We start from the raw sequence: 26,610 nt of genomic DNA on the forward strand, positions 1-26,610 counted from the left end.
CTGGGACGTTATTCGGTGAGAGAATGGGGATAAGCTAAATAATATAAATGAAATACTATTTTAGTTATTGCAAGAACTTGCAAAAAACCAAGATTTCCGCTGGCAAAAACCGGCGTAAAAATTTAGTGCCTTGAAAATAATTTATTTAAAATCAATAAGATAAAATTAATTCATATCTGGCATATCGCTTGCTCTACCGTTTGCGCCAATAGGGGCTAATCAACGGAGAGTAAGAAATGGAAATGTTCAATCTGACAACGACGGAACACAATCATGCGACCAACCCGGCTGTGACGGTTGACTGGGAGCAGGTGTTCCGGCAACACGGAAAGAAATTGCATAATTTCATCCGTAAGCGTGTCAGCAATCATGATGATGTCGAGGATTTAAAACAAATGACCTATCTGGAAGTTCTTAAACACAAAGATAAATTCGCGGGCGCCTCACGCCCGGAGACCTGGGTGTTCGGTATCGCTCTCAATCTGGTGCGCAACTATTTCAAGCAGGCGCGCCAGCGGGCGAACGAAATGGGTGATGAATTACTGGAGCATGTCGCGGTAGATGCCGATCCCGGTATTATCACCGAAAGTCAGCGTGCGCTGAAACGTGCCGTTGAAGCTATGTCGCATTTACCCGATGACACATATCAGATGCTGTTGCAGCTTCTTGATTCAGACGCCAGTTATCAGGATCTGGCGATACAACTGAATATCCCGATCGGCACCGTGCGCTCCCGGTTATCGCGCGCCAGAGGGGTTATTCGTCAGGCGGTAGACGCCTGATTGTATTTTCACGACAGATAAACGCATAAATCCGATGAGATCGGTGCATCGTTGCGGTTTTTTTTCTGTCCATATTCCTGTGAAGTTTCGCAAACGCCTGTATAGAGGATGCTATGCGGGCGAGTTAACTCAACAAGGGGATGGCCAATGATGTTTACCCAGTCTTTTCAATCGGATTTTCAATCGCATGTTCCCGAACTTGATCTGGTGGACTTTGCTTTCAGTCGCATAAAGGACGCGATTTTTATCGTGAATGAAGATGAACGCTTTTGCTATGTCAATGAAGCGGCCTGCCAGACATTGGGCTATAGCTCTGCGGAGCTAATGTTATTGAGCGTGACGGATATTGATCCCGGCTGGCGTCAGCGACGCAGTATGACGTCGTGGTTGCGGGAATACGAATCCGATATGTGTATTACCTTTGAAACCCAGCATACAACCCGTTATGGCGTCACTATTCCGGTGGAAGCCAACATAACGCATTTCAGACATAAAGGACGTGGCTACAGCATGTGTGTAGTAAGAGATATCAGGGAACGTAAACACATTGAACAGATGGCTTATGCGCGGGAACAGGAGTTCCGCGCACTGGTTGAAAATACGCCCGATCTAATTATTCGATTCGATCCGCAGATGAATTGCCTATACGCCAATTCCGCAACGCTTCGTCACCTGGATTTTACCATCGAGCAATTGCGTGGCCGGATGATCACCGATCTGATGCCAGGGGCAGGATGCGCGGTGCGCATGGAGCAACTGGTGAAACTGGTGGTGGATTCGCGCAGCAGTGCCGAAGGCGAAGTCGTGGAGGATGAGGGGAAGGGGGATAATCAGCATCAATCGATTCATCATATTCGTTGCGTACCTGAATTTGATCAAGACGGGGTGCTGGTATCCATCCTGACTGTCGGACGAAATATTACCGATATTCGTTTTGCGGAGAAAAAGCTGGAAGCCTCGCATATGCAGTTGCGGTTGCTGGCGCGTCAACGCGAGATTTCCCGCGAAGAAGAGCGCAAACATATTGCGCAGGAGATCCATGATGAACTGGGGCAACACCTCACCACCATCCGCATGAGCCTGTCGCTGATGCGGATGCGTTTCGCCAAAGAGAACCCGATGATGCAGGAACAGTTGCAGAGTTTGATGCAACTAGCCGATCAAACCATCCAGGTAGTGCGTAATGTTTCCACCCGACTGCGGCCCAATGTGTTGAACATGGGATTGACGCCGGCGCTGGAATGGCTGTGTGATGAATTCAACCGGCACTATAACGCGCTTTGTCAGTTGAAAACGGTTGGCGCGCGGGTGATCCTCAATGATGAAAGCGCTACGGCGGCGTTTCGCGTGGTTCAGGAGTCGTTGACCAACGTGGCGCGTTATGCCGAGGCTTCTCAGGTTCTGGTCACGCTGGAGAATCAGAAAAATCGGATAGTGATTAACATTAAGGATAATGGCAAGGGCTTTGATGCGAATATGAACAGTAAAAACGCATTTGGCCTGATGAGCATGAAAGAAAGAGGCCGCATGCTTGGGGGGGATGTCGTCATTGAAAGTCAGCCGGGACTGGGAACATTGGTGCAACTCGTGTTTCCCAAAGGGTCGGGTGACCACCAGGATAAAAGTAAAAAAAGCAAAGCAAGGAGTAAAAAATGTGCAAACAGATACGCCTGATGATTGCTGATGATCACGTCATTATGCGTGAAGGGCTCAAACAAATTTTTGCATTGGACGACAAACTGGTCGTGGTCGCGGAGGCAGGTAACGGGAATCAGGTATTGAGTCAGTTGCGCGGTCATATCATTGATGTTTTGTTGCTGGATATGAGCATGCCGGGGATCAGCGGCGAAGCGCTGATCTTGCGTATCGTCTCGCAGTATCCGCAATTACCGATTCTGGTTCTCAGTATGTACAGCGAAGCGCAAATCGCGCAGCACGCGCTTAAAAGCGGCGCCAGAGGTTATATCACCAAAGATAAAGACCCGGAAGCGTTACTGTTCGCGATCCGGCGCGTGGCGCAAGGCGCACGGTATATTGATTCAACTATTGCCGAGCAACTGGTTTTTTCCAACTATGGCGAATATGAACGCGCAGATCACCATATTCTTACCCCGCGAGAGCGGCAGATAATGCTGATGTTTGCGCAAGGAATGGGCGTCAACGCCATTGCCAACGAACTGGTTATCAGCAATAAGACAGTCAGTACGCACAAAGCCCGCCTGATGGAGAAAATGCGCTTCAACACTAATGCGGAAATTGTGAAATATGTGCTCAGTAAAGGATTGATAGCTTAGCCGCGATTTATCGATAACCAGCATATTATCGATAACGGCATACCTAAGCCTGGTGCGGTTTTGTGCGCGGGGATGGCGCAACTTTCTTCAGCAAAGTCGCATACGTCCGCGCCAGGCACGTTCAAACGCCAGGTGCCTTATCCGGCGGCCTGGCCTCTGTGATACCGTCGGCTTGAATGGGGCGTAAAAAGCCTGTCTTCACCAGAATAAAATTGCCAGCCTGCTTTCCTCTTCGATTCTCATACTACAAAAAATGAAAAGTATGATTTACGCGTAACTTACAGAGGTTTTACGATTCATTTTACCTATCATTACAATTTCATTTAACGAATATTTTTTTTAATATCTTGTTTTAACGATATTTTATCCCGATAAGGTAAGATTTTCCCTACGACATGCTCTGTAATTCCTACTTGATGTTCAGAGATGGCTGATGGTTTCATTATTAATTAACAGTAATGTTTGTCACCGTGCCATTACCGATAACCGGAGATGAGAAAACAACCCGGCATCGCAGGGACAGGATGGCAATAAACCATAAGCAATTTACGGAAGGTAGATACCAAGGCTGATCGTAAGACAGCGGTATAATATTAGCCCGGATAGGCGCAGGAGCAGGCATGATTCAGGATTCTCAAGGCAGATTTTTCTACTCAACGTCAGGATTCACTTCCAGTTATACCGACGATATTCATGCAACATTATCCCCACTTATCGATGTGATTGCCCCGCTGAATGTCGATATTGTGTTAGAAGGGGAAACCGGCACTGGGAAGGATACTCTGGCGCATCGCATTCATCAGCGTTCAAAGTGCAGTGGTCCGTTGGTAGCGGTGAACTGTGCCGCTATTCCTGATACGTTGGCTGAAAGCGAACTGTTTGGCGTGGTGTCGGGCGCGTATACTGGCGCCAGTCGTTCTCGCGCTGGTTATTTGGAAAGTGCGGATAAAGGTATCCTCTTTCTGGATGAGATTGACAGTATGCCGATGACGTTGCAGGCGAAAATGCTGCGTGTGTTGGAAAGCCGCGGCGTCAAGCGGCTAGGTAGTACCCAGTTTACCCCCGTCGATATGCGGGTCATTGTGGCGACGCAGACGCCGTTGCTGCAACTAGTGGAGCGCGGGTTATTTCGGCGCGATCTCTATTTTCGGCTCGATACGGTAAAAATACAATTGCCGACGCTGCGTTCGCGCAGTGATTTGATTCTCCCGCTGTTTCAACGTTTCAGTGATGAAGCGGCGGATCGTCTGAAAAGGTCCGCGCCGCTGGTTTCGGCGGATATTCATGAACGGCTGTTGACGCATGACTGGCCGGGCAATATTCGTGAACTGAAAGCGGCGGCGGAACGCTGGGTTCTGGGGATCCCGCCGTTGGCCATGTCGTTGGCTGAGCGGCATCAGCCCTTGCAACTCAAAGATCGTTTAAAGCGCATTGAAAGGTATCTGATTCAGGATGCGCTGCAACGGCACGACCACTGTATCGACGATGTGGTCAGCGAGTTGGGGATCCCGAAACGTACGCTTTATCATCGTCTTAAAGTGCTGAATGTGATGCGGCGTTTTTCAACGTAATGTCGAGAGAGCAGGTCGTGCATGTTCGCCACAAAAAAATTCGTCTGCGGTGGAACTCATGATGGCGCTTTCCCACTTAATGAATGAACAAGATGACTGTAGTCACAGTATGACAGTTCACTACCATAAACTTTCATTATTTGGAGATATATCATGGCTTACGGACTTTCCCAGGTTGCTTCTCAGAACGCTTCTCAAACGCTGGACAGCGCAATGGCGAGTTCATTGTCTCGTGCAGCTGGTGCTCAGTCGCAGAAAATTGCCCTGGATACCGAAAACTCCGTTCTGGATGGTCAGATGGATTCTGCCTCTAAATCACTGAACTCTGGACAGAAAGCGGCAAAAGCCATTCAGTTCTGATTGTTAGTGCATAACCGGGGAGTCATTCCCCGGTTTACTCTAGTTTGGTCCTCTATGGAATTCACTACCATGAAAATTACCCATGTGGATGACCTTGCCTCATCCGGCGGTCAGTTTGGCGACGAGCAATTTTCCGCCAACAGTCTGTCCGTCAATAGTCAGGATGTGTCCTGGTTCAGCGCGGCGCTGGAACCTAAACCGGCGACCTCGGTTGAAGGCAACAGCCAATGGATAAGCGCCCTGGCGGAAAAATCGCAAGGGCTGGGTTCGGTATTCAAAAGCGCGGAGCGTGGCGTCATTCAATCCATTCGCACCAATGATCCGAAAGATGTGCTGGATGCTACCCGGACATTATCTTCTTTCTATCTCGAAAGCCTGCTGAGCGCCAAGCTGGTGGCGAAGAGCGTGCAGAGTCTGGAAAAACTCACCAACTTACAGTAACGGCCTATGAAAACGCACAAGCGAGCGATATTCCTGTTGTTAGCGCTGTTGCTCACTGGCTGTGAGAAGCAGATTGAGCTTAATCGCGGTCTGTCGGAAAACGATGCCAATGAAACCATCGCCGCGCTCGGACGTTATCAAATTGCCGCTGAAAAGCGGGTGGATAAAACGGGGGTGACGTTGGTGATCGAGGCGCAGGACATGGAAAGGGCGGTCAATATTCTTAATGCCGCCGGTTTGCCGCGCCAGTCGCGGACTAATCTGGGCGAGGTTTTCCAGAAAAGCGGCGTGATCTCAACGCCGCTGGAAGAGCGCGCCCGTTATATTTATGCCTTATCGCAGGAAGTGGAATCCACGCTGACGCAGATCGATGGCGTACTGGTCGCCCGCGTGCATGTGGTATTGCCGGAGCGAATTGCGCCAGGTGAACCGGTTCAGCCCGCCTCGGCCGCGGTGTTTATCAAATACCGGGCGGAACTGGAGCCAGACAGCATGGAGCAGCGTATTCGCCGGATGGTAGCCAGCAGCATTCCCGGTCTGTCGGGAAAAAGCGATAAGGATTTGGCGATCGTCTTCGTTCCGGCGGAGCCGTTCCAGGATAAGGTGCCGGTAGTAACGCTGGGGCCTTTTACCTTTACGCCCGAAGAAATGCAGCGCTGGCAATGGAGCATTGCGCTGTTCGGCATCATGCTGATGGGTTTGCTGGGATGGCGGGTAGGTAAACCTTATCTCCAGCAGCGGCGGCAGAAACGGACGCTGGAGCCGCAGAAGTCGTAAACGCGCGCGGTCATCATGAGTGTCACGTAAAACAGCAATCACGGAACCAACATGAATACGGAAATAACACGCCTCGACTGGTTGACGTGGTGGACGAGCGGTTGTGTGTCGCAAGCGGATGACAGTTGGGGCGTCGAGGCCCTGTATCCCGCACCGCCGCAGAGAAAACGGGCGTTCATGCATGCCAATATTCCGCTGCTGAGCCGACATTTCGATTTACCGATACAGTTGCCGCCGGAACCGAATGCGTCCCTGATGCAGATCGGGACGCTCAGTGCGTTTCAGCGCGAGCAGGTGCTGAACCTGATGGCGGCGGTATGCCAGCCGCAAGCGTCATCAGCCATATTGACCGACGAACAGGTCACCTGGTGTCGGCGGTTGGCGAAAGCGCTGAGGCCGGGGTTGTGGTTGCCGCCGCATCTCACGTTTGCTGAGCGTCAGGCTGACGCTCTGACGCTATTGCGCGCCCGTTACGGTGAAACCTGCTGGCCGCGTTTGCGGCTTTTGTTTCCTCAATCCTGGGTAACGCGCAGCCGTGAACCGGCCAGCGCGCTGCCCGCCGGCCGGTTAACCGCGCTGTGCGACGCGCTGATCTGGAAGGTAGCCGCGATCACGCAGGATGAACCCACAGCATAAGGAGTAATGATGTTAGCCAAAAGAACGTTTGCGACCTTACCCGGCGCGACAAGCGATGAAACGGTGATTATCCCGGCGGCGCAGGTCGCGGAACATCAACGTAGCCGATCGCTATGGGACGATGCCAATGCACGAGCGGAAACGCTGTTGCAGCAGGCGCGCGAACAGGCGCAGCAAGAAACCCGGCAAACACTGGGGCAGGCGGAAGCCGATTTTTGGCAACAGGCCGATAGTTTGTTGCAAGGCGTGGCTCACGAAAGGGAAAATCTTGAGCAGGTGCTGGTGGCGCAGGCGGGGCGACTGCTGCGCGATGCGCTAAGTCGGATACTGGCGGAGGTGCCTGCTCAAGAGCGGCATACCGCGTTGTTGAAGCAATTATTGAAACAGCAACAGAACGACGCCAAAGGGACGCTGTACTGTCACCCCGGTCAGTTGGCGGAGGTGGATCGCTGGTTGAAGGCGCATCCGCATCTGGAGTGGCGTCTGGCCAGTGACGAAGCGCTGGAAGAGGACGCCATGAAACTGATTACCCCCCACGGCGTGATGTCGCTGAACTGGCAGCGGGCCATCGCCCAGTTGCTGCCCCCTGAGACGCCGGATACCCATGAGGCGCTGAGCCAAAAATAATGGAACTGCCGCTGTGAGTTGACCACTTAACATCAGGTCAATCACAGGAGAGTTCTTTATGTCTATTAATCCTACCCAGCGTCGCCTGGATACGCATTTGGTCGACGCGCAGCAAAAGCTGGATGACATTGCGCTGAACGTTGCCGATGGCGGCGCGAGCCAGGCAGACAGCTTTGCCTTTTTTGAAGCCAGTATGGACTATTCCAACGCGAGTTGGGCGGTGGGACAACTGCTGAGCGTCAAGCACGGTTTGGCGAAGGCCATCATCAATGACTTCAATTGATTTAACCACAGTACTGGAAGACTGGCTGAATAGCGGCGACGCCATGCTGCGACTGGATATTGATAATGGGGCGGTCGCGCTGGTGCGGCACGCGTGCGGAATTGCCTGCCGCGCCGCCATCCCGCTCTCTTCACAAGCGGACGAACGCGTGCTGGAGCACGCGCTGCAATTGGCCGAAGGCGCTCAACTTCAGTTTCAGGAAGAAACCGCCATGCTATCGCTATCACCGGAAGATGAAACGCTATGGCTATGGATGCGGCATGAACCCGACGATGTTTTTCAATTGTCCAGATGTCTGGAATCGCTGCTGAATCAACGTGATATCTGGCTAGGCTTGCTAACGCCCTCGCTTAGAACGGCTATGTCGGCGCCACTTAACTTAAATACGCTGGTTTTTTTGCAAGGAGAACAACATGCGTAAGGCGTTATATGGATTTTTACTGGTGCTATACCGCTGGTTTTGTTGGTCGCTGGTGCTGATTGGCATGATCCCGATAGCGCATGCCGCGACGCCGCCGGAGTGGAACAAAGGGGCTTATGCCTATTCCGCCGAACAGACGCCGCTGTCCACTATCCTGACCGATTTCGCCAACAGCCACGGCGTGGATCTGATGTTGGGAAACATTAATGACAGTGATGTTACCGCCAAAGTTCGCGCCGATTCAGCGGTCGCTTTTCTGGATCGTCTGGCGCTGGAGTATCGTTTTCAATGGTTTGTGTACAACAACGCGCTGTATATCAGTCCGAAGGATGAACAGGGTTCGGTGCGTCTGGAAATATCGGAAGAGGCGGCGCCGGATCTGAAACAGGCGCTTAGCGGCATCGGCCTGCTGGATCCGCGTTTCGGCTGGGGCGAGTTGCCGGACGAGGGCGTGGTGCTGGTGACCGGGCCGCAGGCGTATATCGATTTAATCCGCAATTTCAGCCAGCAGCGTGAGAAAAAAGAAGAGCGGCGCAAGGTGATGATATTCCCGCTGCGCTATGCCTCGGTATCCGATCGCACGCTGCAATATCGTGATCAACGCGTGGTGATCCCCGGCGTGGCGACCATTCTCAATGAACTGATGGATGGTCAGCGCAGCACGCCTGTCGGCGCAACCGGCCCGGTATCGGCGCCAACGGATGCCAGCATGGATATGATGCGTGAAAACACCAGGGCGATGATGGTCAAACTGGCGACGCGCAACAACCCGGAACGCGCCGGTGAAGCGGGGAGGCGGCAGTCGCTGAGCGGCAAGATCTCGGCGGATGTCCGCAACAATGCCTTGCTGATCCGTGATGATGAGAAACGGCGCGCCGAATATCAGCAACTGGTCGAACATATCGATGTACCGCAAAATCTGGTGAACATTGACGCCATCATTCTGGACGTTGATCGCTCCGCGCTGTCCCGTCTGGAAGCGAACTGGCAGGCGCAACTGGGTAACGTCAGCACAGGCAGCACCATGATGATGGGGCGCAGCACCCTGTTTGTCAGTGATTTCAAACGATTTTTCGCAGATATTCAGGCGTTGGAGGGGGAAGGCACCGCGTCGATTGTCGCCAATCCTTCCGTGTTGACGCTGGAAAATCAGCCCGCCATCGTGGATTTCAGCCGAACCGCGTTTATTACCGCCACCGGCGAACGGGTGGCCGAGATCCAGCCGGTAACGGCAGGCACCAGTTTGCAGGTTACGCCGCGCGTAGTGGGGCAAGGTTCGCAGCGCAGTATCCAGTTGGTTATTGATATTGAAGATGGTCAGGTTGAAACCGCCAGCGACGGCGCCGCCTCCGGCGTGAAACGCGGCACGGTCAGCACTCAGGCGCTGATTGGCGAAAACCGGGCGCTGGTATTGGGGGGCTTTCATGTGGAGGAGAGCGGCGATCGCGATCGGCGTATCCCTATCCTGGGCGATATCCCGATTCTGGGGAAACTGTTCACCTCAACACGGCATGAGGTTTCCCGGCGTGAGCGGCTGTTTATTTTGACGCCGCATTTGATTGGCGATCAAACCGATCCGACGCGCTATGTGTCCGCTGAAAACCGGCATCAGTTGAACGGCGTCATGAACCGTGTCGCTCAGCGTAATGGTAAAACCGATTTATACAGTCTGGTGGAAAACGCATTGCGCGATCTGGCCGACAAACAATTTCCCGCCGGGTTTCAGCAGGAGAACCAGGGAACACGGCTGAGCGAAGTGTGTCGCTCTCAGCCCGGCCTGGTGTATGACAGTCGACGCAATCAGTGGTATGGCAATGGTCAGGTGAAATTGAGCGTAGGCGTGGTGCGCAATAGCGGCACGATACCACAACGTATGGATGAGGCCGCCTGTGCTGGCAACCGGACGCTGGCGGTCGCGATCTGGCCGAAAACCACGCTGGCGCCGGGTGAATCCAGCGAAGTCTTTCTGGCGTTACAACCTGCCGCCGCGCTTCAGCCTGCCCGACGTTCTTTACTAACGGCGCAATAACTCAGGAAAAGCCTTATGTGGAAAAATGCGATGAGTAAACAATTTTCAGGCGCCACGCCGCCTCGTAACAAAAACGGGTGGAATAAATACCTGTTGCCCCTGCTGGCGGTGATGTTGCTAAGCGCCTGTTCCAGTTCCCGCACGGTCGCTAATTGCACGTCGGTAACCTGTCGCCCGCAACCTGACGGTCGCCAACTTGTTATCTGGTGGCAGCCCGATTTGCGTAATGGTCCCGCGGATTTCAGCCGGGTGTCAGTCAATGATTGAATGTGCTGACACTTTCACCCGGCAGCAGGATTTTATTGCTGCGATGGCGCATCTACCTGATGGAATGTGGATGGTTAGTGACGGTGTCACGCTGTATTTCCAGCGTCTTCCCGTTTCGTCGGAGATCGCATTGTGTCTGACGTTGCCATCTGGCCGACGTTTTGCCGAGCGGATACGCCAGATGTTGCAGCAGCGTTTCCAGCAGTCGGAAACGCTGGGAAGGTGCTATCTGAGTATGGATGCGCAGCAGCGATTGATCGTGCGCCACACGTTACCGATAGCGGAAGGATCCGTTGCGCAGACCATCACCAACCTGCTGCAACTGGCGGGGCTGCCGTCGGCATAGAGCGTTAATCCTGATAACGGAAAATAGTTGAAATAGCTGTTTTTCAGGTATGGATGCGGGAACTGAATTGGTAGCGGAATCACTTAAATAAGGAGCGCCAATATCATGCAGGTCGTCCTTATCGGCAAACAGGATGGCGCTGTTCACAAACCCATTAATTTAAGGAAATATTATGATTACTTCTCTTGGTGGCGGTACTTCATTGCAGGTTACCATCAAAACCAGCGGTAACAACGGCTTGTCGTCAGCCCATAACCACTCGCATGGTGGCAGTTTATTACAGAAGGCGATGAGCAGTGCGCTAAACACCAATAAAATGGCGGAACAACTCGCCGATATGATGACCTCAATGCTGTTCATGGGCGGCATGAATGGCGCAGGCATGCTGGGCGGCGCGATGGGCGGTCTTGGCGGCGGCTTGGCCGGTGGTCTGGCGAGCGGTCTTGGCGGCGGCTTGGCCGGTGGTCTGGCGAGCGGTCTTGGCGGTGGTTTGGCAAACGGTCTGGGTAGTGGCTTGGGTTTGGCCGGCGGTCTGGCGAGCGGTCTTGGCGGTGGTTTGGCAAACGGTCTGGGCAGTGGCCTGGGTTTGGCTGGCGGTCTGGCGAGCAGCCTCGGCGGAGGTTTGGCAAACGGTCTGGGCAGTGGGCTGGGTTTGGCCGGCGGTTTGGCGAGTAGTCTCGGCGGCGGTTTGGCTGGCGGTTTGGCGAGTGGTCTCGGCGGCGGTCTGGCTGGTGGGTTGGCGAGCGGGTTGGGCGGCAATCTGGTCGGCGGTCTGGCAAATGGACTGGGCGGCGCGCTAAGCACCGGTATGAATGCCATGAGCGCCATGAACCCAAGTATGATGATGGGTAATCTGATGCTTCAGGTATTGGATGATATGTTAGGCGGCCTGTCGCAACTGCAAAATGGTATGCAAAATGGCATGGGTGGGTTATTCGGCAACAATATGCCATCTTCCCCGGAAATTTCGGCTTACACGCAGGGCGCCAAAGATATGTTGTCCGCCATCAGCAGCGGCGGTTTGAGCCAGGTAAGGGGTTCACAAACGCCATTGCAGTTGGGCAATAATGGTTTGCAAGGGCTGAGCGGCGCTAATTCATTTAATCAGCTTGGCAGTACGATGGGATTGAACGTCGGGCAAAAAGCCGGTTTGCAGGAGCTGAACAATATCAGCACGCACAACGACAGTCCAACGCGTTATTTCGTTGATAAAGAAGATCGCAAGATGGCGAAGGAAATTGGTCAATTTATGGATCAATATCCTGAAATTTTTGGTAAACCTGCATACCAAAAAGATGGCTGGGCAACGGCGAAGCAGGATGATAAATCCTGGGCGAAAGCGCTCAGCAAGCCGGATGACGATGGCATGACTAAAGGCAGCATGGATCAATTCATGAAAGCGGTGGGTATGGTCAAGAGCGCTGTGGCGGGGGATACCAGCAACACCAACTTGCAAGCCCGCGGTAATGGCGGTGCGTCGCTGGGGATCGATGCCTCTATGATTGGCGATCGTATCGTTAACATGGGATTGCAAAGAATGTCCTGATAACAGCAGGTTATCGGTTTTTAGTGAGAAGAAACAGGGCGAATGCCCTGTTTCTTCTTTCAACAACTGGCGCGGGGTTCAAAGATGAATTTCATGGTTTCTATGGCGGGCAGGGGGCTATCGCCGTTGATCAGCGCCAGCACCAGACGTCCCACTTGCGCGCCCAGGGTTTCATAATCGAACCGCATCGCGGTCAATGTCGGAAAGGTATGATCGCATTGCGTCGAGCCATCCAGACAGGCCAGCGCCAGATCGTAAGGGACTTTTATCAGACGACGCTGGCATTCAAATAACGCGCCGTAAGCAATCTCCTCATGACTACAGATAATCGCGTCCAGTTCCGGCTGATTTTGCAGCAATTCGGTCATGGCATAGCGACCAAATTGCAGACTGGGCGCTTCCGGTATTGTGATTTTCAAATCCGCGTTTTGGTAGTGGGCAAGCATGGCCTTGTTCCAGCCGTTCAACTGCCGCTTTTGCAAACGGTTATCCGTATTAGCGCCAATATAGGCGATCTTTTGATACCCTTTTTCCAGCAGCGAGCGCGTCAATTGCTCTGCCGCTTCTGCCAGCGCGAGATCCATATTGATGTGATTGTCTAACGGTTCAGCCCCCGCCACGTTCACCGTCGTAATCTTACTGGCCTGTAGCAATTCGCAGGTACGGCGTGAAAGTTGGCCGCCGAACAGCACCAACGCGGTTGGCCGATGCTGCAACAGCTTTTCAACCATCTCCGCTTCGGCATGCTGGCGGTATTCATGGCAAGCCATAATCAAGCGGACGTTATGCTTGCCGACCGCCTGCTGTAATGCCTGCATAAAGCGCATGCTGGCGCGATCCTGTTGAAACGGATAAAGCACGGCGATGGTGGGTTGGTATGCCGACGCCAATGCGCCAGCCGCCCGATTAGGCACATAGCCCAGCGCCTTGATCGCGTCATTGATTTTCTTCTTCGCCTCGTCTGACACCAGCGCCGGATCTCTCAGCGCGCGGGAAACCGTCATGGCGCCGACCCCGGCATGACGGGCGACATCCTGTAACGTCACCCGGCTGACGTGCTCCAACTGGGTATTGTCGTGCCTGGCGCCCGTAACCAGCAGGCAGGCGTCCTGATTCGGTTCATAACCGAGCGCTGAGGCCGCCAGTTCAACCTTTCGCCGTAGCTTATCGGAAACCTGATCCACTTTGCGCATAACGCGCGAGACGGTCATAACTCCTACGCCCGCGTAGTCGGCGACATCCTGTAGCGTAACCTTACCGGTACTGCGACGCTTACGCATGTTCACTTCTCTCCCTCTGTCATTTTGCCCACCGCCGACAACGATAAAAGCATGCTGTCCCGATTGATTTCAAGCGGCCTTGCGGTTATGTCAGGCGATCATTGTGCCTGTATCGACGCGAGTGAACAATTGACGCTTCCGCTTGTGATAAGCCGGTCACACTTAATGATATCTATATCAGTTAGCGATACCTTTTTAGATATCCATCACATCAATTCGCGCTTAAGCACACTACGCTGGCAGGGTAATGCTACAGAGGTGATCTCAATGCTTAACACTTTACTAACACCAGCAGTCATTCAAATTGTTCCTGCCTGTGAGGATTGGCGCGAGGCTATCGCTTTGTCTTGTCAACCGTTATTGGATAACGGCGCGATTAACCCCAGCTATGTTGATGCGATCTATCGTTCGCATGACGCTATCGGCCCGTACTATGTGGTCGGGCCGGGGATTGCCATGCCGCATGCCCGCCCGGAGGAGGGCGTGAATAAGCTTGCGGTCAGCCTGACGTTGATCCGCGAAGGGGTGGTTTTTCATTCCGCAGGCAACGATCCAGTATATTTACTCATCGTTCTGGCCGCCACAGACAGCAACAGCCATATTGATATTATTTCCCAACTCGCACAATTGTTCGATACGCCTGAGGATGTCGCGGCATTGCGTCGTGCGACTACGGTTGAACAGATACTTTCCGTTATTTCCCGTTATTGATCGTCACCAGAGGATACAGATTATGAAAATTACAGTCGTATGCGGTAATGGGCTTGGCACCAGCCTGATGATGGAAATGAGCATTAAAAACATCATCAAGGAACTTGGCGTCATTGCCGAGGTGGATCATGTGGATTTAGGTTCGGCCAAAGGAACGGCAAGCGATATTTTTGTCGGCACCAACGATATTGCCGAACAACTGGCGGCGCAGTCCGTGGGCGGAAAGATCGTCTCGCTGAATAACATGATCGATAAAACGGCGATGAAAGAGCGCCTGTCGGTCGCGCTGATTGAACTTGGCGCATTGAAAACAGGAGACTAAAAATGGAATTTTTCCGTTTTTTAATGAGTGATGTCCTGGCCGAACCGTCGATTCTGGTCGGACTGATTGCGCTTATTGGCCTGATTGCTCAAAAGAAGCCGGCCACGGAGTGTATCAAAGGCACAGTGAAGACCGTCATGGGTTTCCTGATCCTTGGCGCCGGCGCCAGCTTGATTGTGTCATCGCTGGGGGATTTCGCCAGAATTTTTCATCATGCGTTCGGCATCGCCGGCGTCGTGCCTAACAACGAAGCCATTGTCGCCGTCGCACAGAAAAACTTCGGCACTGAGATGGCGATGATCATGTTTTTCGCCATGGTTATCAATATCGCGATTGCCCGTTTTACGCCGTGGAAATATATTTTCCTGACTGGTCACCATACGCTGTTTATGTCGATGATGGTCGCCGTCATTCTGGCGACCGCCGGTATCAGCGGTTGGTTGCTGATTGCGGTGGGATCGCTGGTGGTCGGGGTTTCCATGGTGCTGTTTCCTGCCATTATTCATCCGTATATGAAACAGGTTACCGGATCGGATGATGTCGCTTTCGGTCATTTCTCGGCGGTTTCACAATTGTTGTCGGCGTTTATCGGCAGCAAATTTGGCGATAAAGAGAAATCGACCGAGGATATGGACGTACCGAAAAGCCTGTTGTTCCTGCGCGACACGCCGGTTGCCATCGCTTTCACCATGTTTTTTATCTTTTTATTCACCTGTCTGTTTGCCGGTCCCGCAGCGGTTAAAGAAATGAATGCCGACGGCAAAAACTGGTTCATGTTCTCTCTGATCCAATCCATTACTTTTGCAGCGGGCGTGTATATCGTGCTGCAAGGCGTGCGGATGGTAATTGCGGAAATCGTTCCGGCCTTTAAAGGGATTTCAGACAAGTTGGTGCCGGATGCCAAACCCGCGCTGGATTGCCCGGTGGTATTCCCCTATGCGCCGAATGCGGTGCTGGTCGGCTTTCTGAGCAGTTTTGTCGCCGGGGTGATCGGTATGTTCCTGCTCTACATGCTCAATATGACCGTCATTATTCCCGGCGTCGTGCCGCACTTCTTCGTTGGCGCGGCTGCGGGGGTTTTCGGCAACGCGACCGGCGGACGCCGCGGGGCGATTCTGGGCGCATTCGCCAATGGCATACTGATTACCTTCCTGCCGGTGTTCCTGATGCCGGTGCTCGGCAGTATCGGGCTGGAAAATACCACCTTCAGCGATCCTGATTTCGGCGTGGTAGGGATTTTATTGGGCCTTATCGTGCGTTAACGAGGTGTGATCCTGAGAAAAGCCACCTGTTGGGCAGGTGGCGAAACTAACCTAATGATTTATTTGAATAATGTCGCCGCCTGACGCGCGGTGATCAGTTGATCGGCCATCTTGCGGATTATCCAGAATGCGGTTTGCGCGACATCGCTGTGCAAACCGTTTTCCGTATACAGATCCGCATGGCGCAAAAAATCCTGTTCCAGCAAATCCACAAAGGCATCAAACTCAAAGGCTCCCCGCCGGGGCGCGTCTTTCTGGGTTAATACCTCGTTCAGGCATTGGGTGACCTGATGAATAGCCCGTTCGAACGCCTGGCGTTGTTCCGGCGACAGGTATCCGCCTTGTCTGGCCAGATCCGCCCAGCGTGTGGGCGAGTTATGTGTATCAATCATGGTATTGTGCATATTAATTCACCTGTAGGTTAGCGGATTGCGGCACTTTGTAATGATTGTTGACGTTGGTCAGGTTGAGGTTGCTGCCTGTTACATTCAACCCCGCACTGTCGCTTTTCACAAACGAGAACTTGCCGTTTTCAGCGTCAATATTGCTCAGGTTGAGGTTCCAGTTACCCTGTTGGCCGCCATTGGTGCGTACAAAAGTACCGAAATCTTTCGCTTTAAAGTTATCAATAGTCAGATTGGCATCGGCGTTCAACTGGAAGATTTTGTCTGAGGCGCCTTGTGCGCTGCTATTGGTGATTTCAACGTTAGCGGGTTTACCGTTATTGGATTTCACGGTCAGCGCATCTTCACCGACATTGGTCCAATGCACATTGTCGATTTTCGCATCGCCACGGACATGAACGCCGTCGGCGGCATTATCGCCAAACACCACATTTTTCAGGGTGGCGCCTTCAGCCAGTTCAAATATCGGTTTCTGTCCTTCAGCCTGGCTGCCGTTACCTAATTTATTGCCTGCGACAAAAGTCTTACCGCCACCGTCAAAGACCTCGCCGGGGCCGACTTTAATGGTGTCATTCACCGTGGTGACGTCCTTGCCAGCGGTAGGGAAATTCACTGCGCCAGCCTTTCCGGTCTCCGTGGTGGGATTATTGGCCCCGCTCTGGGGGGCGGTCGATGGTGAGGTGCCGGGTGTGGAGGATGGCGGTGTCGGGCTGGTCATCGATGGATTAGTCGTGGATGGACTGGTCATCGACGGATTAGTCATGGACGGACTGGTCATCGACGGATTAGTCATGGACGGACTGGTCATCGACGGATTAGTCATGGATGGACTGGTCATCGACGGATTAGTCGTGGATGGACTGGTCATCGACGGATTATTGAATGAGGGGGAACTCATCGAGGGGCTGGTGGGTGATGCGCCGTTTTGTGACGCCCCATTTTGTGGCTGACCAAACTCGCCTTGTTGCATATCCATCAGATTGGCAATTAACTCCATCAGCGCTTTGAGCAACATATTACCGCTGATCTGACCGCCGCCATCGGCGGTTGGGCTGATGGCATTATTGAGCGCGTTGCCGGCGGCATCCTGCAATAGAGACCGTCCCAGATTTTCAGGATTTTGCGCGCCGTTGGCGCCAGTCGCGCCTGAGAGCGGCGATGTACCGTTATTGCTGCCGGGGAACCCCCCCTGATAGCCCGCGCCCTGCGCATTATTGGACGGCATCAGCGTTTCGAGCATTTTCATCAGCATTTCAGCGGGATTGCCGTTTTGTCCGGTTGTATTGCCTGCTCCCGATGCTTGACCTAGGGGCGAGTTATTGGATGGCGATTGACCATTACCCAGCAGATTCGGCAGCAATGCGGTAAGCAGTACGCCCAACGCTTCCATTAACTGGCTGTCCTGTAGCGGCGATCGCGAAGATGCGCCATTGCGATCGCCAGACAGGGAATTGGAGTCCACAGGAGAAAAACCTGTTCCGGGTTGTATATTAAGCGAGATATTGATTTCAGCCATAATTGATCCTTTTGGTTGAAGTTAGATGGATATTCAATGCGGGTGAACAGTTTTTCATCTGTTTGGTGTTAAGTGAGGGAAGGAGGAAACCGGTTCCTGATGAAAATAAATAAAACCTAAAGGAAAATAAATAAACCATGAGGAGGGAACCGGGTGGCCGGAGCAATCACTCAGCACTTAACAGCCACTCGTTAATTCCGGTACCCATCATGCATAGAATTAATCATGTCAATTCAAGTCAGCCTCTTGCCGAAATTAGTCCGTCTCACTCACGATCATCATCCTTGACGCAGGGCGCTGGCAGCAGTGCGCGTCAACAAAATGTACAGTCGCTGATCCAGCAAGGCATCCATGATAAAAATAAGCAGCCGATGTTAGAGCAGGGTTCAGGCAGCGGGGTGAAAAACCAGAGTTCGCGTCTGAAGGATCTGCGCTCGCCGCTGTCATCAGGCAGCATGATCCAGAGTTTGCCGCGCACATTGCGCGACTCATTGTCTTCCGGTGGCCCGATTCAAAGCGTACCTCGTTCCATGCGTGAGTCATTGTCATCAGGCGGGCCGATTCAGAGCTTGCCGCGTTCCATGCCTGAGTCCCGGCCCGTTGCTGATATGCCGAAGCAAACATCGCGGACATTGCGCGAATTGCTGGCGGAGGATAACTCGGCTAAAGGCGCGTCACATCGCAGCGCACCAGCGTTGCCAGCGATGCAAGAGCAGGACGCAAGCAGCGAGTCCGGTAGTGTGAGCGGGCGCAGCGATGAGTTCTACACCCCGCCGACCTCGCCCCGGGCAAGCGATGCTGAAAGTGATTCACCTCATAGTACCCCAGGCTCATCACGGCGAGAGGATTCAATCGGTTCACGGCCCAGGATCATGGAGCAAGGCGAGAGCAGTCAGGCGCCGATAGCCAGAGCAAAAGCGCAACAAAATTTACGGACATCGTTGGCATCCGGCGGGCCGATACAGAGTATGGCGCGTGTCGCGCCTGAACCGACATTCGGTCTTAAGATCAATGATCACGGAAAACTTCAGTTTGGTAAGGGATTGCCGGATACGCTAACCACGCTGTTGCAACAGACATTGGGGAAAAACCATCAGCCGTTTGTGTCCCATAATGAAAGTCAGGATGGTCGTCAGCAGATGTTGCTGGATAAGTCCGGTCGTCAGTTCATGATCCAGAGTGAAGGAAATAGCCATGTCGCGCTGCATAGCAGCGGACGCGGCGCGATCCCCGACGCGCCGTTGGCCGGGCGCATGAATCACGAACTGTTGACCGGCGTCTACCAACAACCCGCCTCGTCATCCGCCGCGGGTGAGCAACTGCGGATTCATGACGGCAAACTGTTTTCACTCAATCCCGAGTTCGGCGTGTGGCAGAAAACCGACGACGCGCCGCACCGTCAGTTATCCCGGCAGGGAGATGATCAACTGTATGCGATTAAGAGTGATCGCGCGTTGGTCAATCTTTCCGCAGGGCCTGGAATGGCGGTGTTCAGCGATAAAGTCAGCGCCTTTTCCGTCAATCAGCGCGGGCAGGTGGCCGTGCTGACCGAAAAGGACCATATGGCGCAACTGCATCTGTCGCCTTCGTTCGGCTCCGCTTCGAAGGCAATCGAAATGAAACGGGAGGATAATGGACCGGTTCACGCAAGTGCAGTTGCCATTACCAAGCAAAACCTGCTGATAGCCGATAATGAGGGCAAGCTTTTTCATACGCCATTGCCTAAGCCGGGCGAGCAGAGTGTGACGCTGGAGTCTTTTGAAACCCCGGAACTGGATGGGGCGCTGGGGGCCGATCACCGCATTACCGGGTTTACGCATGATGAGCAGGGGCAAACGCATGTGCTGGCTACCGATCGTCAGGGACAAAAACATGTGGCGTCATTGGGTGAGAATTCCTTGTCGCCGACGCCCGGCTGGAACCTGAGCGATAGTCTGGTGGTGGATGATACGCTCGGATTGAAGCTGCCGACGCCTGAAACCAAGGATACCGTGGATCTGGGCCACCAGGGTAAGCTGGCGCTTCAGGATGGAAAAGTTCATTTTTACAACGGAAACGCCCAGAGTTGGGAGGCATCCGACGTCGAGGCCGGCGATCTTAAGCGGGGACTGGACAACCGGGCCTATATCCTTAAAGACGGCGAAGTCAAGCCATTATCACTCAATATGAAATCAGCCGCGTTTCCCCACGGGGATAATAACGTTTTCGCGCTGGCGCAGGTGCGTCCGACGCCCTCCGCTGGCACGGCGTTGCCCGGCATCAGCAAAGAAGACGGCACGTCGACCATTGCCTTAATCAACCGCAATAAATTTGTCGCTGTCAATCAGCAAGGCGACCTGCATTTCCACCACATCAAACACGGTACAGAAAAACTGGCTTCACCGCCACTGCCTCTGCCCAAAGAGGGGTTGACCGGCGATATCCGCAACATCACGCTGGATAGCCAGCAGAACCTTTTTGCGCTGAATGATGCCGGCAAACTCTTTCAGTTGCCCAAAAACGACTGGCAAAACGCGACTAATCACGGCGAAGCGCAGTGGCAGCCGGTGAATACGCCGATAGACGGTAAAATAACCTCACTTGGCACCGATGCGCAGAATCGTGTGCAGATTGCGCATGATGAGCATCAACTGCATACCATGCAATCGGGATCGTGGAAAACCGAGGTGCCGAAAGGCAATGGGGCGCCAAACGGCAACACGCGTGCGGCGGAAGACTTATTCAATACGCTGAACACGGCCACGAAAGGGAAGCGTATGCCGCTGACCGGCCTGAACGCCAAAGCCGATTTTCAGGCATTGGGAAAAACCGGTGAGGAATCGCAGAAGGTTAAAAGTAAACTCTCTGATCTGGTACGGGCGCATATCGTCAACTTCTCGCTGGAGGTGCCGCGTCCGCTAAAAACCTTTGCCGACCATGTACAGCATCAGGTCAAAGGGCGTGAAGGGCTGAAGGCGGTTTATGAAACGCAGAGTACGTTGCTCAACAAGCTGGAAACGGCGACCAGCGGCGGCCCGCGTGAATCGGCGCCGGATCTGGCGAGCAAGATAAAAGATCTGGATCTGGGTAAAAAAGGGCAGCCGTTAGTCAATCTGTTAAAACAGTTCCATAGCGAACTGGAAAGCAGTTCGGCTAAAGCCGCGATGCTTATCGGCAAGCAGTCAGGCGTGATGAATGACCGGGATATGATCAACACGAACATCAAACCCCCTTCTCAAAACGGCATACTTAACTTTGGCGGGCGGCAGCGTCAGGAAAAAGATTTGGCGCCCATGCTGCTGGCCGCAATGAAGGCGACCCCGCCATCCCAGGAAAGTACGGCGGCTACGCTGATACAGGCGTTTGTGGATAGTAAGACGCCTATTAATCAGAAATTGAATGCCGATGCGTCCGGCGTACAACGGGATACGCATGATCCAATGTCACTGGCGAAATCCCGATTGGTGCTGGATACGTTGATGCTGGGTCAGGTGCATCAGTTGACTGATCGGCTCAGCGAGTTATCCGGCACCTCGCCGAACGAAGCGGCGCTGGCGCCGTTAATGAAAGAACTCAATTCGCTGCGACAGGGAGAATACGGGGCGAATCCGGTGAAAAGCCTTACTGACATGGGCTTTACCAACCATAAGGTGCTGGAAGCGGATTATGATGCCGTTAAAACCTTTATGAAGGCGTTCAGAAAAGAGGACGCCGCCCTCAGCGTCACCTCAAAAACCGTGATGCATGCCGGCAATCAGACCGACCTGGCCGATAAGATGAAAGCGACGCTGACGTCAATGGCTGAAGGCGACAGCATTACCTTCAGCCGGTCTTATGGCGCCGCCGCGTCTGCGGCGTTTGTCGTAACCTCAACTTCATTGCCTTTCCCGCCCGTACCGGGGGCTGGCGTCAATGGAGACAGGGGCTACAGCATGAATTTCACACGCCTGGAAAATACCACCTATGTCGCCTTTGAACGCAGCGGCGGCATTACGGGGAAACTGAGCTTCGGCAGCGGCTATGACGTGAGCGAATATCTGGTAGGGACAACCTCGGCAAAAATGACGCAGCAGATCGCCGGCAAACACAATTTTGCCCCGGATACGCGTTTTTCCGCCACTATCACGGCGGGATTGCAGGTGGCGCAGCAGAACGCGTTGTACTTTGCGCTGCCAGACGAGGAAATCCCAGCGTTTGTTGATGGTTTGACCAGCGGCACGCTGAACCCGCTGACGGTGATGGGCAAAGGGGCGGAGCACAGCGTGAAGGCGGGCAGAACGGTCGCCTTCAATCTGGAAGGGAATGCCGCGCTGGAGTTGCGCGGCACGATAGACCTGACCAATGCTGGCGCGTCTCCCACCAGCGTCCTGACGCGCGGCACCGTCGGGGTGACGGCGGCTGGCAACTTTTTGAGCGCCAACAAAGAAAGAAGCGTCACTGAGGGTGAAAAAATGACGCTCTATGCGGCTACCGATAACCGGATGCGCGTTATGAATCAGGCGGTGCTGGGTGCAAATGCCGCGCTTACTGTGGGTATGCTTGTAGAGGCGGGAGGGTTGATCCCGGTGTTCCCGGCGGTGAGCATCGGCGGAAACCTGACTGTGGATTCACGCACCAGCCAGTCGGTCAACCTGGTCATGACAAAAGCGGATCCGGTGGAGAAAAAAGACATTAACACGCTCATTGACTCGCTCTCTGCGGCCTTTACCGATCCGGCCAGTAAGCTGCTGATCGATGGCGTGAAAAAAATGTCGCAGCCGGATGAGCAACTGACGATCCTGAGTGAGCACTTTACTGGTAAAGCCGCGAAGACGGATGCACAGCATCAGGGATTGACGGCATTGAAGCGTCTGGATGTACGTCAGGATGTGACCCAACGTGACGGCGCCATTCTGTCCAGCGTGCTGCACATGACGACATACACCAACCTGAAAAATCTGACGGAAAATGGACTGTTTCATGTGCTGGGCAACCACCTGTTTTCCACGCTTGCGCCCAGTAATGCCGAGCGTATTACGCCGCTGATTGCGGAGAACCCGGCGTTAAAGGATATCGTTAGTCAGCTTCAGAAGAACGATAAAGCTTCGGTCATTGTGACGCTGGAACTCAAGGACGATGTGCGGGAAAAAATTGAACAGGGTTTGCAGAATCAAACTATCGGAAAAGATGATGTGATCAAGATGATCAAAGACCGCAACAATCTGCGGCTGGCCAATATTGACGTGAATCAAACAGTGAAAAAGAGCGAAGGATTCACTACCCCGGCGGTGATCGTGAATGCGACAAGCAGCGCGGGCGTGACGATGAGCAAGCTGCTTGGCGGCGTCGATTTCAAATATGGCAAGGATCAAATGATGCCGCAAAGTTACCAGCTGCGCGGGGATATTGCGAAAGCCAATCCGTCCACCGCCAGCGCTATGCAACAATTGCACCAAGATGGTTTGCAACTAAAAGGATAATTCCATGAATGAGAAGACACAAATGACACCCGCACAACAACAGGTGACCCGGTTACTGCAACATTACGGCCAGACGCACCATACTTCGCTAAGTTTGCAAGATGGCGTCTGCGTGATGAACGGGCCTGATGGACAGGAAGCCGCCGTGCTGGAAGTTCCCCGAAACAGCGATGCCTTGTTGCTGCACTGTCAGTTGGTAAGCTTTCAGCACTATGACCATGCCGGGATTTATCATCTGATGCTGTTGCTGAATTTTGAAATGGCGGCGATGAAGGGATGTTGGCTGGCCCTGGATGAAAATGACAACCTGCGTTTGTGTACGCAACAGACATTGGAGACGCTGACTGAACCGAGTTTCAACGCTTTACTGTCGGCGTTTATCAGTCAGGTGGGGGAAACCCGGTTGTTTATCAACGATCTGCTTGCTCAGGTTGAAGCGGCCTGACGTTGAAACGACACAGCGCGATTAGCGCGCTGTGTCGTAGCCTGTTTATCAGCGGATTGCCAGTTATTCCTGCTGCTCGACCGCAATAAACGCCAGCATGGTTTCACTGCCGTCAAGAATGTCTTCCTGAATGGATTGTCTCGCCGCCTGACCATCTCGCTTACGCAACGCGTTGAGCACGTCGTAATGATGTTCAATCGCCATTTTTAATGAGAAGTGTGCATAAGCCTGGGCGATTAACGGCCCGGTTCGCATCCATAAACTACCGATAAACTGGTTCAGCAACGGCATCTGCGCCGTTTGCGCCAACAGCAAATGAAACTCGCTATTTAAGCGTAACGCGTCACTCAGATTGTTTTGGTCGATCGCCAGCCGGTTTTGCTGAATATTCTCCGTGATGCGCGCCATATCCTGCGGCGATATCCGTTGGGCCGCGAGTTCCGCGCCGGTGCCTTCCAGTGATAGACGCAGCGTGCGGATCTCTCTGAACTGTTCCTCGGTTAATTGCGGCACGCGAATGTCCCGTGGGGTTTTAAGCACCAGGGCCTGCTCTTTAGCCAATTGCAAAATGGCATCTCGTACCGGCGTCACACTGGTGCCGACCTGAGCCGCCAGTTCACGGATCCGCAGACGATCATCTGGTTTGAGCCGGCCCACAATCAGCGCTTCACGCAGCATAGCGTAGACGCTGGACCCCAGATAACTATGATTGATTTGTCCAATTGGATAGTTCACGCATTTCCCCAGTGAAGGGCGTCGGCAGCGCCCGGACGCTCAATATACAATATGATGCATCAAAAATGCCATGTAACCAGCCATACGTTTACCCTATTGCCTGAATGCGCCTGGTGGAATTAATGCCAATGCTGCAGCCGCCGCGTATCTATCTTCTTTTAGCCAGCGAAGGAAATAGGCCATGTAATATTTCTGTAATTATTAGCTTTTGCAATATTTTATATTGAGTTAAGTTAAATTAATTGCTGTGAAATTATATGTCATGAAATATATTGAGCTTGATAATTAACGGTTCTACTGTGCCAGCAAATATTAATAACAACAGGAATGAAAACCATGCGGGCTTTTATCAAGCCGCTTTTTATGCTGCCGGTTTTTTACCTTATTGCGTATTATCCGCGCCACTTAATCCGGCAGAACGAAATGAAATACAGCAACGTCAGACGGAAGTCATTGAGCAGGCCCGGCAGCAACACCAATCCTTATTACAACTGTGGAAAAATTTTGGGCAGTAATAGAATTTACCTGACTCAATAAAAGTCATCGTAAAAATCCCGGCCCCTAAAACAGGGCGGGATTTTTTTGCGTCACTCAGCCACAACACGGATCAGCAGTAACTGTGCATGCTAATCTTATAAAAAAGAATTCTTGAATATTGCTAAGGAAAGTCTTAACGAGAGAATTGATTTAATTAATTGAAATGTAAGTATTTACACATTTTTTTAACATATGAATTGATTTGAATTGATTTGAATATTGACCTAATATTTTATGTGTGCTAAGTATTTGTGACAGTAGTTTTAAACCCTGGTGATTAATTGACGATTTGAACTGAAATAAAAATACTAAAAGTTGGAAGAATGCTGTGGAACTAATTATGAACAAGATAGATAGAAAAGTGCTAAAAGTTCAAATGCACTAATTTAATAAAGGGATGTAAATTTAGCAGGAGGCACAGTGAGCAATTTAGAAAGTATGAAAGTTTTCGTTACAGTCACTGAAGTAGGGAGTTTTAGTGCTGCAAGCAGCTTATTAAATATCTCACCAGTTATGGTAGGAAAGCATATTAAGTATCTGGAAAAAAAACTTAAAGTACGATTGATAAATAGAACCACACGTAAGCAAAGTCTAACTGAAGCTGGAAGATTATATTTGAATGACTGCAAGGATATACTTGAAAAGATAAAGTTATCAGAAACAATTGCAGAGCGGTTGGATAATGCCCCTCGGGGGAAAATAAGAATTACAGCGCCGAATACATTGGGTTCAACTTTAGTAACGCAAGCTTTGGTGGAGTTCATAGAGCGATTTAGAGGTACTGAAATTGAACTGTTATTAGACGATAATGTAAGTAATATAATTGAAGAAGGGATCGATGTCGCGATTAGAATAGGTGATCTTCAGACATCGAGTTATTTAGTAGCCAAGCAGTTAAAGCATTACAGTATGAGAATATGTGCGTCTCCACAATACGTTAAGGAGAACGGTATTCCAAGCAGTCCTGCTGAATTGAAGAATCATAATTGCTTGACTCATCTTTTATGGAATGAAAATACAGGATGGGAAAGCTTATTTGATAGCAGGCAGCGTACTAACATTGAGAAAGGTAATTTTTCGACAAACAATGGCTTAGCGTTAAGGAAAGCCGCGCTTGCAGGTGCAGGTCTGGTGATGCTGCCAAATGTATTAATGGCGCAGGACATAGAAAACGGCAGATTAGTCAGTATGTTAGATGATTTTTTGCCCCCCCCCCGAAAAGTACATTTACTGTATCCATATCAAAATAATCCACTGCCAAAGATTCGAAGTTTAGTCGATTTTCTAGTGAAGAAGCTCGGCTAGGCTGTGTCCCTTAATTGCATAATCTTCTGTAAAACAAACGGATAAAACCCAGTTTCGGTAGCTGTCAACTTCGTTGACAGCTACCGATCATACGATGCTCTGCCCATGGGCGTCCGGCCTCTGGAGAGGCAGGCTCAACAGGTAATAAGGGCTGGATGATGGTCCATGCTTCATCGGGAAGGGCGTAGCGATTCATAGCTCAATATGTTGTAAAAACAGATAGTTACTATAGCTCAGGCAATTAAGGGACACAGCCTAATGACTCATAAGGCTTG

The 26,610-nt window shown here is 52.2% G+C and carries 25 protein-coding genes and 1 pseudogene; 21 read left to right on the plus strand and 5 right to left on the minus strand.

The features are described from left to right. The first annotated feature begins 236 nt into the window (after positions 1 to 236). From NC856_RS01240 to NC856_RS01310, 15 genes are all read left to right on the plus strand, one after another. Entirely contained in the window at positions 237 to 782 is a 546-nt protein-coding gene (locus NC856_RS01240; protein WP_264088592.1) for an RNA polymerase sigma factor, read from the plus strand. Between the two features lie 147 nt (positions 783 to 929). Further along, positions 930 to 2,456, plus strand: a complete 1,527-nt coding sequence (locus tag NC856_RS01245) for a PAS domain-containing sensor histidine kinase (protein ID WP_264088593.1) — start codon at positions 930 to 932, stop codon at positions 2,454 to 2,456. After that, entirely contained in the window at positions 2,435 to 3,076 is a 642-nt protein-coding gene (locus tag NC856_RS01250) for a response regulator (protein WP_264088594.1), read from the plus strand. Before NC856_RS01245 ends, NC856_RS01250 begins: the two co-directional genes overlap by 22 nt. A 620-nt stretch (positions 3,077 to 3,696) precedes the next feature. Beyond that, positions 3,697 to 4,647 carry a sigma 54-interacting transcriptional regulator gene (locus tag NC856_RS01255; RefSeq protein ID WP_264088596.1) on the plus strand — a complete coding sequence of 317 codons (951 nt, stop codon included), beginning with the start codon at positions 3,697 to 3,699 and terminating at the stop codon, positions 4,645 to 4,647. Positions 4,648 to 4,800: 153 nt separating this feature from the next. Next, positions 4,801 to 5,007, plus strand: coding sequence for a hypothetical protein (locus NC856_RS01260; protein WP_264088597.1), 207 nt, complete (start codon positions 4,801 to 4,803; stop codon positions 5,005 to 5,007). A gap of 69 nt (positions 5,008 to 5,076) precedes the next feature. Then, a complete protein-coding gene (locus NC856_RS01265; protein WP_264088598.1) occupies positions 5,077 to 5,448 on the plus strand; it encodes an EscI/YscI/HrpB family type III secretion system inner rod protein in 372 nt (123 codons plus the stop codon). A gap of 6 nt (positions 5,449 to 5,454) precedes the next feature. After that, positions 5,455 to 6,225 (plus strand): type III secretion system inner membrane ring lipoprotein SctJ, encoded by a 771-nt coding sequence (gene sctJ / locus NC856_RS01270; protein ID WP_264088599.1) that lies wholly within the window; start codon positions 5,455 to 5,457, stop codon positions 6,223 to 6,225. Between the two features lie 51 nt (positions 6,226 to 6,276). Continuing rightward, entirely contained in the window at positions 6,277 to 6,861 is a 585-nt protein-coding gene (locus NC856_RS01275; protein WP_264088600.1) for a type III secretion protein, read from the plus strand. Positions 6,862 to 6,870: 9 nt separating this feature from the next. Further along, positions 6,871 to 7,488, plus strand: a complete 618-nt coding sequence (sctL, locus tag NC856_RS01280) for a type III secretion system stator protein SctL (RefSeq protein ID WP_264088601.1) — start codon at positions 6,871 to 6,873, stop codon at positions 7,486 to 7,488. Between the two features lie 58 nt (positions 7,489 to 7,546). Then, positions 7,547 to 7,771, plus strand: coding sequence for a type III secretion protein HrpF (locus NC856_RS01285; protein WP_113865238.1), 225 nt, complete (start codon positions 7,547 to 7,549; stop codon positions 7,769 to 7,771). Then, complete coding sequence (locus NC856_RS01290; RefSeq protein WP_264088602.1) at positions 7,758 to 8,192, plus strand: type III secretion system chaperone; 435 nt, start codon at positions 7,758 to 7,760, stop codon at positions 8,190 to 8,192. The genes NC856_RS01285 and NC856_RS01290 overlap by 14 nt, the downstream gene beginning before the upstream one ends. Next, a complete protein-coding gene (sctC, locus tag NC856_RS01295) occupies positions 8,185 to 10,221 on the plus strand; it encodes a type III secretion system outer membrane ring subunit SctC (protein ID WP_264088603.1) in 2,037 nt (678 codons plus the stop codon). The genes NC856_RS01290 and sctC overlap by 8 nt, the downstream gene beginning before the upstream one ends. 30 nt (positions 10,222 to 10,251) lie before the next feature. Next, positions 10,252 to 10,488 (plus strand): HrpT family type III secretion system protein, encoded by a 237-nt coding sequence (hrpT, locus tag NC856_RS01300; protein ID WP_404802296.1) that lies wholly within the window; start codon positions 10,252 to 10,254, stop codon positions 10,486 to 10,488. Next, positions 10,481 to 10,834: a type III secretion protein gene (locus tag NC856_RS01305; protein WP_264088604.1), complete on the plus strand. Its 354-nt coding sequence runs from the start codon at positions 10,481 to 10,483 to the stop codon at positions 10,832 to 10,834. The genes hrpT and NC856_RS01305 overlap by 8 nt, the downstream gene beginning before the upstream one ends. Positions 10,835 to 11,006: 172 nt before the next feature. Continuing rightward, on the plus strand, positions 11,007 to 12,380 hold the full coding sequence (locus NC856_RS01310) for a harpin HrpZ family protein (protein WP_264088605.1): 1,374 nt from the start codon (positions 11,007 to 11,009) through the stop codon (positions 12,378 to 12,380). Between the two features lie 59 nt (positions 12,381 to 12,439). Here the strand turns inward: NC856_RS01310 and NC856_RS01315 are convergent, their stop codons facing one another. Next, positions 12,440 to 13,660, minus strand: coding sequence for a LacI family DNA-binding transcriptional regulator (locus NC856_RS01315; protein WP_264088606.1), 1,221 nt, complete (start codon positions 13,658 to 13,660; stop codon positions 12,440 to 12,442). A 267-nt stretch (positions 13,661 to 13,927) separates the two neighbouring features. On the opposite strand from NC856_RS01315, the gene NC856_RS01320 reads away from it, so the two are divergent. Genes NC856_RS01320 through NC856_RS01330 form a run of 3 tightly spaced genes read left to right on the plus strand, consistent with a single transcriptional unit; the run spans position 13,928 to position 15,955 of the window. After that, a complete protein-coding gene (locus tag NC856_RS01320) occupies positions 13,928 to 14,371 on the plus strand; it encodes a PTS sugar transporter subunit IIA (RefSeq protein ID WP_264088607.1) in 444 nt (147 codons plus the stop codon). Between the two features lie 22 nt (positions 14,372 to 14,393). Continuing rightward, positions 14,394 to 14,693, plus strand: coding sequence for a PTS sugar transporter subunit IIB (locus NC856_RS01325; protein WP_264088608.1), 300 nt, complete (start codon positions 14,394 to 14,396; stop codon positions 14,691 to 14,693). Positions 14,694 to 14,695: 2 nt separating this feature from the next. Then, the gene (locus tag NC856_RS01330) at positions 14,696 to 15,955 is read left to right on the plus strand and encodes a PTS ascorbate transporter subunit IIC (RefSeq protein WP_264088609.1); all 1,260 of its coding nucleotides are present in this window, start codon (positions 14,696 to 14,698) and stop codon (positions 15,953 to 15,955) included. A gap of 59 nt (positions 15,956 to 16,014) precedes the next feature. Here NC856_RS01330 and NC856_RS01335 read toward each other — a convergent pair whose 3' ends face one another. Together NC856_RS01335 and NC856_RS01340 are read right to left on the minus strand one after the other, a co-directional pair. After that, positions 16,015 to 16,359 carry a DNA-binding protein gene (locus NC856_RS01335; protein ID WP_264088610.1) on the minus strand — a complete coding sequence of 115 codons (345 nt, stop codon included), beginning with the start codon at positions 16,357 to 16,359 and terminating at the stop codon, positions 16,015 to 16,017. 1 nt (position 16,360) lies between these two features. Further along, positions 16,361 to 17,875, minus strand: a complete 1,515-nt coding sequence (locus NC856_RS01340) for a pectate lyase (RefSeq protein ID WP_264088611.1) — start codon at positions 17,873 to 17,875, stop codon at positions 16,361 to 16,363. A 284-nt stretch (positions 17,876 to 18,159) separates the two neighbouring features. On the opposite strand from NC856_RS01340, the gene NC856_RS01345 reads away from it, so the two are divergent. Together NC856_RS01345 and NC856_RS01350 are read left to right on the plus strand one after the other, a co-directional pair. After that, on the plus strand, positions 18,160 to 23,313 hold the full coding sequence (locus NC856_RS01345) for an AvrE-family type 3 secretion system effector (RefSeq protein WP_264088612.1): 5,154 nt from the start codon (positions 18,160 to 18,162) through the stop codon (positions 23,311 to 23,313). A 22-nt stretch (positions 23,314 to 23,335) separates the two neighbouring features. Beyond that, entirely contained in the window at positions 23,336 to 23,758 is a 423-nt protein-coding gene (locus NC856_RS01350; protein WP_264088882.1) for a type III secretion system chaperone, read from the plus strand. Between the two features lie 63 nt (positions 23,759 to 23,821). On the opposite strand, the gene NC856_RS01355 is transcribed toward NC856_RS01350, so the two are convergent. After that, a complete protein-coding gene (locus NC856_RS01355) occupies positions 23,822 to 24,493 on the minus strand; it encodes a GntR family transcriptional regulator (protein WP_264088614.1) in 672 nt (223 codons plus the stop codon). A 957-nt stretch (positions 24,494 to 25,450) separates the two neighbouring features. On the opposite strand from NC856_RS01355, the gene NC856_RS01360 reads away from it, so the two are divergent. After that, a complete protein-coding gene (locus NC856_RS01360; protein ID WP_264088615.1) occupies positions 25,451 to 26,335 on the plus strand; it encodes a LysR family transcriptional regulator in 885 nt (294 codons plus the stop codon). 85 nt (positions 26,336 to 26,420) lie between these two features. Here the strand turns inward: NC856_RS01360 and NC856_RS01365 are convergent. After that, positions 26,421 to 26,531, minus strand: a pseudogene (locus tag NC856_RS01365) (IS5/IS1182 family transposase); the annotation flags it as partial. Positions 26,532 to 26,610 lie beyond the last annotated feature (79 nt).

The sequence above is a fragment of the Brenneria izbisi genome (assembly GCF_025840185.1).
GTDB lineage: Bacteria > Pseudomonadota > Gammaproteobacteria > Enterobacterales > Enterobacteriaceae > Brenneria > Brenneria izbisi.

What these genes read in the sequence shown, in the direction of transcription:
- NC856_RS01240 (WP_264088592.1), top strand. Translation starts at nt 237, where the DNA reads ATGGAAATGTTCAATCTGACAACGACGGAACACAATCATGCGACCAAC.
- NC856_RS01245 (WP_264088593.1), top strand. Translation starts at nt 930, where the DNA reads ATGATGTTTACCCAGTCTTTTCAATCGGATTTTCAATCGCATGTTCCC.
- NC856_RS01250 (WP_264088594.1), top strand. Translation starts at nt 2,435, where the DNA reads ATGTGCAAACAGATACGCCTGATGATTGCTGATGATCACGTCATTATG.
- NC856_RS01255 (WP_264088596.1), top strand. Translation starts at nt 3,697, where the DNA reads ATGATTCAGGATTCTCAAGGCAGATTTTTCTACTCAACGTCAGGATTC.
- NC856_RS01260 (WP_264088597.1), top strand. Translation starts at nt 4,801, where the DNA reads ATGGCTTACGGACTTTCCCAGGTTGCTTCTCAGAACGCTTCTCAAACG.
- NC856_RS01265 (WP_264088598.1), top strand. Translation starts at nt 5,077, where the DNA reads ATGAAAATTACCCATGTGGATGACCTTGCCTCATCCGGCGGTCAGTTT.
- sctJ (WP_264088599.1), top strand. Translation starts at nt 5,455, where the DNA reads ATGAAAACGCACAAGCGAGCGATATTCCTGTTGTTAGCGCTGTTGCTC.
- NC856_RS01275 (WP_264088600.1), top strand. Translation starts at nt 6,277, where the DNA reads ATGAATACGGAAATAACACGCCTCGACTGGTTGACGTGGTGGACGAGC.
- sctL (WP_264088601.1), top strand. Translation starts at nt 6,871, where the DNA reads ATGTTAGCCAAAAGAACGTTTGCGACCTTACCCGGCGCGACAAGCGAT.
- NC856_RS01285 (WP_113865238.1), top strand. Translation starts at nt 7,547, where the DNA reads ATGTCTATTAATCCTACCCAGCGTCGCCTGGATACGCATTTGGTCGAC.
- NC856_RS01290 (WP_264088602.1), top strand. Translation starts at nt 7,758, where the DNA reads ATGACTTCAATTGATTTAACCACAGTACTGGAAGACTGGCTGAATAGC.
- sctC (WP_264088603.1), top strand. Translation starts at nt 8,185, where the DNA reads ATGCGTAAGGCGTTATATGGATTTTTACTGGTGCTATACCGCTGGTTT.
- hrpT (WP_404802296.1), top strand. Translation starts at nt 10,252, where the DNA reads ATGAGTAAACAATTTTCAGGCGCCACGCCGCCTCGTAACAAAAACGGG.
- NC856_RS01305 (WP_264088604.1), top strand. Translation starts at nt 10,481, where the DNA reads ATGATTGAATGTGCTGACACTTTCACCCGGCAGCAGGATTTTATTGCT.
- NC856_RS01310 (WP_264088605.1), top strand. Translation starts at nt 11,007, where the DNA reads ATGATTACTTCTCTTGGTGGCGGTACTTCATTGCAGGTTACCATCAAA.
- NC856_RS01315 (WP_264088606.1), bottom strand. Translation starts at nt 13,660, where the DNA reads ATGCGTAAGCGTCGCAGTACCGGTAAGGTTACGCTACAGGATGTCGCC.
- NC856_RS01320 (WP_264088607.1), top strand. Translation starts at nt 13,928, where the DNA reads ATGCTTAACACTTTACTAACACCAGCAGTCATTCAAATTGTTCCTGCC.
- NC856_RS01325 (WP_264088608.1), top strand. Translation starts at nt 14,394, where the DNA reads ATGAAAATTACAGTCGTATGCGGTAATGGGCTTGGCACCAGCCTGATG.
- NC856_RS01330 (WP_264088609.1), top strand. Translation starts at nt 14,696, where the DNA reads ATGGAATTTTTCCGTTTTTTAATGAGTGATGTCCTGGCCGAACCGTCG.
- NC856_RS01335 (WP_264088610.1), bottom strand. Translation starts at nt 16,359, where the DNA reads ATGCACAATACCATGATTGATACACATAACTCGCCCACACGCTGGGCG.
- NC856_RS01340 (WP_264088611.1), bottom strand. Translation starts at nt 17,875, where the DNA reads ATGGCTGAAATCAATATCTCGCTTAATATACAACCCGGAACAGGTTTT.
- NC856_RS01350 (WP_264088882.1), top strand. Translation starts at nt 23,336, where the DNA reads ATGACACCCGCACAACAACAGGTGACCCGGTTACTGCAACATTACGGC.